9 protein-coding genes are annotated in these 10,431 nt (G+C 29.2%); 8 read left to right on the top strand and 1 reads right to left on the bottom strand.

The features are described 5' to 3' along the window. Window positions 1-1,222: M3 family metallopeptidase (locus tag ABY298_RS12250; RefSeq protein ID WP_372746348.1), on the top strand; the 1,222-nt coding region annotated here is incomplete at its 5' end. A 210-nt stretch (window positions 1,223-1,432) separates the two neighbouring features. On the opposite strand, the gene ABY298_RS12255 is transcribed toward ABY298_RS12250, so the two are convergent. Then, window positions 1,433-1,693 (bottom strand): hypothetical protein, encoded by a 261-nt coding sequence (locus tag ABY298_RS12255; protein ID WP_372746349.1) that lies wholly within the window; start codon window positions 1,691-1,693, stop codon window positions 1,433-1,435. A 76-nt stretch (window positions 1,694-1,769) separates the two neighbouring features. Between ABY298_RS12255 and ABY298_RS12260 the strand changes: the two genes are divergently transcribed. The 7 genes from ABY298_RS12260 to ABY298_RS12290 all read left to right on the top strand — a co-directional run. Then, window positions 1,770-2,276 (top strand): CAP domain-containing protein, encoded by a 507-nt coding sequence (locus ABY298_RS12260; protein WP_372746350.1) that lies wholly within the window; start codon window positions 1,770-1,772, stop codon window positions 2,274-2,276. 46 nt (window positions 2,277-2,322) lie between these two features. Further along, window positions 2,323-2,511, top strand: coding sequence for a hypothetical protein (locus ABY298_RS12265; RefSeq protein WP_372746351.1), 189 nt, complete (start codon window positions 2,323-2,325; stop codon window positions 2,509-2,511). Window positions 2,512-2,740: 229 nt separating this feature from the next. Then, on the top strand, window positions 2,741-4,141 hold the full coding sequence (gene lpdA / locus ABY298_RS12270) for a dihydrolipoyl dehydrogenase (protein WP_372746352.1): 1,401 nt from the start codon (window positions 2,741-2,743) through the stop codon (window positions 4,139-4,141). 110 nt (window positions 4,142-4,251) lie between these two features. Beyond that, on the top strand, window positions 4,252-5,553 hold the full coding sequence (gene pabB, locus ABY298_RS12275) for an aminodeoxychorismate synthase component I (protein ID WP_372746353.1): 1,302 nt from the start codon (window positions 4,252-4,254) through the stop codon (window positions 5,551-5,553). A 63-nt stretch (window positions 5,554-5,616) separates the two neighbouring features. Beyond that, window positions 5,617-6,963: a tRNA lysidine(34) synthetase TilS gene (gene tilS / locus ABY298_RS12280; protein ID WP_372746354.1), complete on the top strand. Its 1,347-nt coding sequence runs from the start codon at window positions 5,617-5,619 to the stop codon at window positions 6,961-6,963. Between the two features lie 463 nt (window positions 6,964-7,426). Next, complete coding sequence (locus tag ABY298_RS12285; protein WP_372746355.1) at window positions 7,427-10,015, top strand: phosphoenolpyruvate carboxylase; 2,589 nt, start codon at window positions 7,427-7,429, stop codon at window positions 10,013-10,015. A gap of 4 nt (window positions 10,016-10,019) precedes the next feature. Then, window positions 10,020-10,431: DinB family protein (locus ABY298_RS12290; RefSeq protein ID WP_372746356.1), on the top strand; the 412-nt coding region annotated here is incomplete at its 3' end.

The following is a 10,431-nucleotide window of genomic DNA, read 5'->3' on the forward strand; positions in this document are numbered from 1 at the left end:
TGTTTTATTAGGTTACACTTCTCACGCTAATTTTGTATTAGAAGAGCGCATGTCAGAATCTCCTAAAACGGTACTTACATTTTTAGATGATTTATTAGACAAAGCAAAACCAGCAGCTAAAAAAGAATTTGACAAATTATTGGAATTAGCACAAAAAGATGGTATTGAAATTTTAGAAAAATGGGACAGTGCATATTATTCAGAGAAACTAAAAAAAGAGTTATTTGATTTAGAAGAAGAAAAATTAAAGCCCTATTTTAAATTAGAAAATGTAATTGATGGTGTTTTTCAAATTTCCAATAAATTATACGATCTTAATTTTGAAGAAATTACAACCATAGAAAAATACCACGAAGAAGTTAAAACATATAAAGTAACTGATAACACCGGTGCTTATATTGCTCTTTTATACGCCGATTTTTTCCCAAGAAAAGGAAAAAGAAATGGCGCTTGGATGACTTCTTTTAAAAATCAATGGATAAAAGATGGTGAAAATTCCAGACCACACATATCTATTGTATGCAATTTTACAAAACCAACACCAACAAAACCTTCTTTATTAACTTTTAATGAAGTAACTACCCTTTTTCACGAATTTGGGCACGCATTACACGGAATGTTAGCCAATACAACATACCCAAGTTTATCTGGCACAAGTGTTTATTGGGATTTTGTTGAGCTACCTAGTCAAATTTTTGAAAATTGGTGCTACCAAAAAGAAGCCCTTAATCTATTTGCAAAACATTATGAAACAAACGAATTGATTCCGATGGAATTAATTGATAAAATTAAAAAATCTTCTAACTTTTTAGAAGGAATGCAAACTTTAAGACAATTAAGCTTTGGTATTTTAGATATGGAATGGCACAGTAAAGATCCTTCAACAATAAAAGATGTAAAGAATTTTGAATTACAAGCTTTTAAAGACACGCAATTATTTCCTGATGTAAAAGAAAATTGTATGAGCACATCTTTTTCTCATATTTTTCAGGGCGGATATTCTTCTGGTTACTATTCATACAAATGGGCAGAAGTTTTAGATGCTGATGCTTTTTCATTGTTTTTAGAAAAAGGAATTTTTGACAAAGAAACGGCTCAAAAATTTAAAACCAATATTTTAGAAAAAGGAGGAACTATTAAACCAATGGATTTATATATTAAATTTAGAGGAAAAAAACCAACTAATAATGCTTTATTAAAACGAGCTGGTTTAATAAAATAACTTACACAACACTTAAAAAAAGCGAATTTCTTTTCAGAAATTCGCTTTTTTTTTGCCTAAAAACACTTTATTTACAGCCTTTCTCTATAAAAAAACATATCAAAATATTAAATTATCTAAGAACAATTAAAATCTACGAAATGGCTGATTTTTATCATAAACGGTATGTTTTTTACAACAAATGGTAATTTTTTTCACTTTTTATTTTTTTTATATGTTTATTTTATTTACTTTTATACTGTTAAAATTAATCAACCCCAATACTAAAATAAAAATGAGTTTAAAATTAAATAACAAAAGCTTTACTTTCTTATCAAACCCCAACCCAAATTCTGGTAAGAAAACTAAAACATCAAGTTTATTTACACCCCTAAATAAAGCTGAAGTTTTAAAAGCCCAATTATTTACAAATGCCCCAAGTTTATTTAATAATGTTTTAAAAAGTTTTTTGAGTAAAAATGTTAATTTCAAAATAGTTAATCTTTCTGTTATCTAAGGTTAACTATTTTGAAACTGACTAATTAAAAACCCCACAAACCCCGTAACAATGAAGTCTTTTTTCCAACCCCTGTTATTAGTAGCTATTTTTAGTTTTGTTTTGTTCTCTTGCTCACAAGAAGATGATGGTATTTACTTTACTGAAAGCGTTGAAGAATACGACCTAGATAATGTTTCTTATTCTGAATTAGAAACGGAAATATTAACACTTGTAAATAACTATAGAGAAAGTATAGGTTTAACAAGTTTAAGTAATTTAGATATTGTTTCAAGTGTTGCAGATGGACATACAAATTACATGATAGAGAATGGCAAAGTAAGCCATGACAATTTTGACCAACGTAGCCAAGCTTTAATGACAAATGCAAGTGCAAAATCAGTTGCAGAAAACGTAGCTTACGGATACACAACCGCACAAGGCGTATTAGATGGTTGGTTAAATAGCGCCAGCCACAAAGCAGTAATAGAAAACCCAAATTTTACTCATTTCGGAATCTCAACAGAAACTAATGCGTCTGGAAGAAATTACTTTACACACATTTTCATAAAAAAATAAGTCCCCACAACAGTAGAACATATATAAACCCCTAAAAATCCCCATTATGAAATCAAGCTCAGTAAAAAGTATCCAAAAAGAAACCCAATTAAAAGTGGTAAACAATACTTTGCATAAAAAAAGCTTTATGCCTACTGCAAACAATAGAATTTACATTAACACCTTAATTCCTGGTTTTAGTTTTATAAATCATAATAAAGAGATTGTTACAGGTAAAAACTGTATTTTACTATAACTCAACAATATTGTGAGTTTGTCGTCCCCAAACAAATTCGGGTTAAAAATGCTTTTAACCCAAAAACTTAATTGAACTTTTTTACGTAAATAGCCCCAATATTTTACGTAAATTATAGAGTTTAATTAAGTTTTTTCTTTTTACCCTCAATTAACATAACTTTTACAGATATATTAAAAGGAATAAATAAAATATTCTATTTTTGTTACATAACTTAAGTACTAAAATTATGAACAAATACGATGTAGCTGTTATTGGCTCAGGACCTGGAGGTTATGTTGCAGCTATTAGATGCGCACAATTAGGTTTAAAAACTACCATTATTGAAAAATATAACACACTTGGCGGAACTTGTTTAAATGTAGGATGCATCCCTTCTAAAGCATTACTAGATTCTTCGCATCATTTTTATGATGCTACCAAACATTTTGATACACACGGAATTGAAGTTTCCGGATTAAAAATAAATTTTAAACAAATGATTGCCAGAAAAAACGAGGTTGTATCTCAAACTTCTGGAGGAATCAATTATTTAATGGATAAAAACAACGTTGATGTAATTCAAGGTGTTGGTAGTTTTACCGATGCCACTCACATCAGCATTTTAAAAACAGATGGAACAACCGAAACTATTGAAGCATCAAAAATAATAATTGCAACCGGTTCTAAACCAGCTTCTTTACCATTTATAAATATTGATAAAGAAAGAATTATTACTTCTACTGAAGCGTTAAGCCTATCAGAAATTCCAGAACATTTAATTGTTATAGGTGGTGGAGTAATTGGTCTAGAATTAGGATCGGTTTATAGCAGATTAGGATCCGAAGTTTCCGTAATTGAATATATGCCAACTATTACACCTGGTATGGATGCTATGTTATCAAAAGAACTTCAAAAATCATTAAAAAAACAAGGGCTAAAATTCTATACAAGTCATAAAGTTACTTCTGTTGAAAATAAAGGAACTGAAGTAGTTGTAATTGCAGATGATAAAAAAGGTAATCCTGTTGAATTTAAAGGAGATTACACACTAATATCTGTTGGAAGAAAACCTTATACTGAAGGATTAGGATTAGAAAACGTTGGCATTAAAGTAACTGAAAGAGGTCAAATAGAAACCAATGAACATTTACAAACCAATGTATCTAATATTTATGCTATTGGCGATGTTGTAAAAGGTGCTATGCTTGCACATAAAGCTGAAGAAGAAGGAACAATGGTTGCAGAACTAATTGCCGGACAAAAACCACATATAGATTATAATTTAATTCCGGGTGTTGTTTATACTTGGCCAGAAGTTGCTGCGGTTGGTAAAACAGAAGAACAATTAAAAGAAGCAGGTGTTAATTTTAAAGTTGGAACTTTTGCTATGCGCGCATTAGGTAGAGCAAGAGCAAGTATGGATTTAGACGGACAAATAAAAGTATTAGCCGATGCCGAAACAGATGAAATTTTAGGCGTTCACATGATTGGAGCAAGAGCCGCTGATATGATTGCCGAAGCTGTAATTGCTATGGAGTTTAGAGCATCAAGTGAAGATATTGCACGTTCATCGCACGCGCACCCAACATTTACCGAAGCTTTTAAAGAAGCTTGTTTGGCTGTAAATGATAGAGCAATACATAGCTAATTTTTTAGTTGAAAAGTTTAAAGATTTAAAGTTCAGCCTGACGGCTAAAAAACAAAGAAAATAACAAAAAAGTCCTTTCTAATTGAAGGGACTTTTTTAATTTTGCCACAATGCAACGAACAAGTTATCAGTTTCAGCCAAAAGATATTGCCGAATTTAAATCGCAACTTTTACTATGGGCACAGCAATTTAAAGTTGCTGTTTGGTTAGACAGTAATAACTACCACCAAAAACATTCTAGTTTTGATGCTGTGTTAGCTGTAGATACATTTTCGTTTATAGAAAGTTCGTATCAAAATGCATTTCAACAATTAAAAACCTACCAAACTAACGTTAAAGATTACATTTTTGGCTATTTAAGCTACGATTTAAAAAACGATGTAGAAAACTTAACTTCTACTAATTTTGATGGATTAGATTTTCCTGATTTATACTTTTTTCAACCAAAAAAAATAATTGTAATTAAAGAAAATACTGTTGAAATTAAATATTTAAACCAATTTAAACAGGAAATTGAAACAGATTTAGAAGCAATACTTTCATCTAAAAACAAAAAATCTACAGCAAAAAGCAATTCTATAAAAATAAAATTGAGGATACATAAAGATGAATATTTTCAAAAATTAAATTCAATTTTAAACCATATTCACCGAGGTGATATTTACGAAGCCAATTTTTGTCAGGAATTTTACAGCGAAAATTCTACTATAAATCCTTTAGAAACCTATCAAAAATTAAATAAAATATCAAAACCTCCTTTTGCTACATTTTTAAAATTAAACGATAAATTTTTATTATCCGCTTCACCAGAACGTTATTTAAAAAAAGAAGGTGAAACTGTTATTTCTCAACCCATAAAAGGAACCGAAAAAAGAGCATCAACAAAAACAGAAGATGCTATTTTAATTCAACAATTAGAGCAAAATCCTAAAGAACGTGCCGAAAATATTATGATTGTAGATTTGGTACGAAACGATTTATCAAAATCTGCCATTAAAGGCTCTGTAAAAGTTGATGAGTTATGTAAAGTTTATACCTTTGAGCAAGTACATCAGTTAATTTCAACAGTAACTTGCAAGGTTAAAAACACTGTTCATCCTGTAGATATAATAAAAAACACATTTCCAATGGGAAGTATGACAGGTGCTCCAAAATTTTCGGCAATGAAAATTATTGAAGAAGTTGAAGAAACAAAGCGCGGTGTTTATTCTGGCGCTGTTGGCTACTTTACTCCTACTGGCAATTTTGATTTTAACGTAATTATTAGAAGTATTTTATACAATGCAACTAAAAAATACGTTTCATACTCTGTTGGTGGAGCAATTACATCACAATCTGAACCAGAAAAAGAATATGAAGAATGCTTGTTAAAAGCAAAAGCAATGAAACAAGTATTATTAAACACTATTTAAGTATATTTACATTGTTATAAACACATAAAATAGAATTAGATTTAAAGAATATCATCCTATAAAATGAAATCTACATTACGAAATCATCTTAATGAAAACTTACCCTTTTTAAAAGATAAAAAACTTTTAATTGCTATTTCTGGAGGAATAGACAGCGTGGTTTTAACACATTTACTAAAAAAATTAGACTATTCCTTTTCACTGGCACATTGCAACTTTGGTTTAAGAGGAAAAGAAAGCAATAAAGACGAAGAATTTGTAAAAGAATTAGGAGAAACATTAAAGGCGCCAACCTTTACTATTAAATTTAATACCGAAGAATTTGCAACTAAAAACGGACTTTCTACCCAAATGGCAGCTCGTGAATTACGCTACACTTGGTTTGAAAAAATTTTAAAAGAAAACAACCTCGATTATATAGTAACTGCACATCATAAAGATGATGTTATTGAAACATTTTTAATAAACTTAACCAGAGGAACTGGATTAGATGGTTTAACAGGAATTCCGGAAGTTAATGGTAATATTGTACGACCATTTCTTCCTTTTATTAGAGAAGAAATTTTAGTTTATGCCACAAAAAAGAAATTAATTTGGAGAGAAGATAGCACAAACTCATCTATAAAATATTTCCGAAATAAAATTAGACATAAAATTGTTCCGGTATTAAAAGAACTGAATCCAAGCTTATTAGAAACATTTTACAATACGTTAGAAAATTTAAAAGGAAGTCAGCAAATTGTAAAAGATCAAATTAAAAACATTGAAGAAAAAGTAATTTCAAAAAAAAATAACGAAACTTACTTTAACATTGAGCAATTAAAAAACTTAAGCAATCCAAAAGTTTATTTGTATGAACTTTTACACAACTATGGTTTTACAGAGTGGAATGATATTTTAGCCTTGCTAGATGCACAAACCGGAAAAAAAGTACTGAGTAAAACACATCAATTATTAAAAAACAGAGATGTTTTAGTACTTACCCAAATTGAAAATACCTGTACAGAAAGCTCTAAAAACATAAACATAAACACCAAAGAAATAAACACACCAATCCATCTTACTTTTGAAACGGTTACAATTCCAACCTCATCAACCACAATGGATTATAAAGCTTTTGACCAAATACTTTTTGATGATATAAATACCATTGCCGTAGATTTAGATAAAATTCAGTTTCCATTAACCATAAGAAAATGGGAAAAAGGAGATTATTTTTACCCTATTGGTTTAAATGGAAAAAAGAAACTTAGTAAGTATTTTAAAGATGAAAAACTCTCTTTAAATGATAAAGAAAACACCTGGTTACTATGTTCTAATAATAATATTGTTTGGGTTATTGGAAAACGTATGGATGACCGATTTAAAATAACTAAAAAAACCACGAACCTTTTAAAAATAAAGAATTAATTGTACTTTTATAAAAATTGAAAAGGAATAAATACATTGTATTTTTAAAATAAATTAATGCTTTATTTAGAGATATTTTTTTTACACAATCTCTTTAAATAGTAACTATTACATTTTAAAAAACAAAAGAGTAATAAATATTTATACCTTAACAAATAACTTTAAACAAAACACTTAAGTTAAATTTATTAAAATTTGTAGTTGAAACTATTATCACAAACTTTTTATAAATAGCAGCTAAAGTTTTAAAAAAGGTTAGCAACGGTTAATTTTTTAAAGGTTATAAATAAAATATTAAACTAATTTAACTTGAGAAACTACCTTTTAAAAAGTATAATTATACCATTTTTTAAAGAAATAACATGTTTTACAAAAAAAAACGATTTCGTTAAATATAAGTAATAATAGACCAAATTTAACCAACCTTTTGTAATTTTCACTAGTCAAATAACAACTAAAAAATATGCATAAACAACCTAAACTTATCAGATTTAACGAAAATGTTTTATCTAAATACCAAATTTACAATAGTATTTTTATAACTCTTCCGTTTGATACTATTTCTAAAACAGGCGTTTTATTACCACTGTTTCATGATGTTTGTGAAAGTGGTTTTGCAGAAAAAAAGAATCCTATAGAAATTATAGAAGAATTTTTTACTACATACCAACAAAACCCATCACAAGAAGAAAAACTAGATTTACTATTTCGCTTTATTCAATACATTGAACGCCAAGTAGTTTTATTTGACGCCATTGAAGACGCCGCTTTTTCTACAGTAAATAACATGGATGGTGTTGGAACCATGAGAAACACTAAAGAAACTGCAGCACAAAAAAATAAAAGAGAAGCGCTTAAAAAACATTTAGAAGACTTTAAAATAAGACTTGTTTTAACTGCGCATCCAACACAATTTTATCCAGGTCCGGTATTAGGTATTATTACAGATTTAGCTGAAGCAATAGAAAAAAACGATTTATTACTTATAAATAAATTATTAGCACAGTTAGGAAAAACACCATTTTTCAAACACGAAAAACCTTCTCCTTTTGACGAAGCTGTAAGTTTAATTTGGTATTTAGAAAACGTATTCTACTACTCTATTTCAGATACTTACAACTATATACAAAGTAATATTTTTGATGGTGAAAAAATAGATAATGACATTATTAACCTAGGCTTTTGGCCAGGTGGTGATAGAGATGGAAATCCGTTTGTAACCACAGAAATTACTTTAAACGTTGCAAAAAGGCTAAAACAAACCATTCTTAAAAATTACTATAAAGACACGCGTATCTTAAAAAAACGCTTAACATTTAGTGGTGTAGAACATTATATTAGCGAATTAGAAAAATTACTATTTGATAATAGTGTAAATCCAGACTTAAACACCATGTATTCTCTAGAAGAATTTATTGGTAAATTAGAAGAAATAAAAGAAATTTTAATTACAAAACACCAATCACTTTATTTAGAAGAAATTACTGACTTTATTAATAAAGTACATTTATTTGGTTACCATTTTGCAACTTTAGATATTAGACAAGATAGTAGAGTACATCACAATGTTTTTTCAGAAATAGTTACTACGTTAATTGAAAGCGGAAACAAAAATTTCCCAAAAAATTACTTACAACTTTCTGAAAGCGAACAAATTGAAATTTTATCAAACGTAGAAGATACCGTAGACATTTCAATTTTTAGTAACGAAATGGTTACCAAAACATTAGGATCTATATATGCTATAAAAACCATACAACAAAGCAATGGAGAACGCGGTGCTAACAGATATATTATTAGCAACAACCAACAAGCTGTAAATGTAATGGAAACCTTTGCCATGTTTAATTTATGTGGCTTTAAACACAATATTACAGCCGATATTATTCCACTATTTGAAACCATTAACGACCTTTCAAATGCAGAAGGTGTAATGAAAACTTTGTACTCTAACAAAGCCTACATGAAACATTTAGCAGCACGTGGTAACAAACAAACCATTATGCTAGGTTTTTCTGATGGAACAAAAGATGGTGGTTATTTAATGGCTAACTGGGCAATTTTCCAAGCAAAAGAACACTTAACAAGAATCTCTAGAGAATACGGAATTAAAGTTATATTTTTTGATGGCCGTGGTGGACCACCTGCACGTGGAGGAGGAAAAACACATCAGTTTTACGCTTCTTTAGGCCCAACTATTGAAAATCAAGAAATTCAATTAACAGTACAAGGACAAACTATTAGTTCTAATTTTGGTACTGAAGATGCCGCACAATACAATATAGAACAATTGTTAAGTGCTGGTATTTCAAATGAGTTATTTACAAACTCTAACCATATTATGACCGAAAGTGATGTTGAAATTATGAATGATTTGGCTAAAACTAGTTACAAAGCATATTCAGATTTTAAAAGCCATCCAAAGTTTTTACCGTATTTAGAAAGAATGAGTACCTTAAAATATTATGCTAAAACAAATATTGGAAGTAGACCATCTAAAAGATCGAGCGGTGATGAACTTAATTTCTCAGATTTAAGAGCCATTCCTTTTGTGGGTTCTTGGAGCCAGTTAAAACAAAATGTTCCTGGTTTTTATGGCGTTGGTACTGCTTTAAAAAAGTACGAAGATGCCGGAGAATTTGAAAAAGTTAAGAAATTTTACAATGGCTGCGATTTCTTTAAAACTTTAATAGGAAATAGTATGATGTCGCTTTCAAAATCGTTTTTTGATTTAACACAATACATGGAGAAAGATGAAGAATTTGGTGAGTTTTGGAAAATTATTTACGAAGAGTATGTAACAACTAAACGCCTTATTTTAAAATTAGCAGATTATACAGAGTTAATGCAAAGCAATAAAGTTGGTAAAGCATCTATAGATATTAGAGAAAATATTGTATTACCTTTAATTACTATTCAGCAATATGCCTTAATGCATATTCAAGAGCTAAGTAAAAACCCAGATGCTGACCCAGAGTTATTAAAAACATTTGAAAGAATGGTAACCAGATCTTTATTTGGAAATATTAACGCAAGTAGAAACTCAGCTTAATTTTATGACAACGTTACAAGTAAATGAAAATGAATATGCGCCCTATTATAAAAATTATATTACGGCTTTAGGAACAGCAAACTTGTTTGAAGTGCTAACTAATTCTTTAGAAGATTTAATAGTTACTATTAAAAACCTACCTGAAGAAAAATTAAATTACAGATACCAAGAAGGTAAATGGACTATAAAAGAACTTGTTCAGCATATTATTGATGCTGAACGAGTTTTAAGTTATAGAGCTTTACGTTTCTCTAGAAATGACGCTACAGATTTACCCGGTTTTGATGAAGATTGGTATGTAGATAATTCTAATGGAAACGACCGTTCTATAAATGATTTATTACAAGAATTTACCAATGTTAGAAATGCCAGTATTAATTTATTTAAAAGTTTTAATGAAGAAATGTTTCCACTAA

This window comes from Lutibacter sp. (assembly GCF_041596795.1).
Lineage (GTDB): Bacteria > Bacteroidota > Bacteroidia > Flavobacteriales > Flavobacteriaceae > Lutibacter.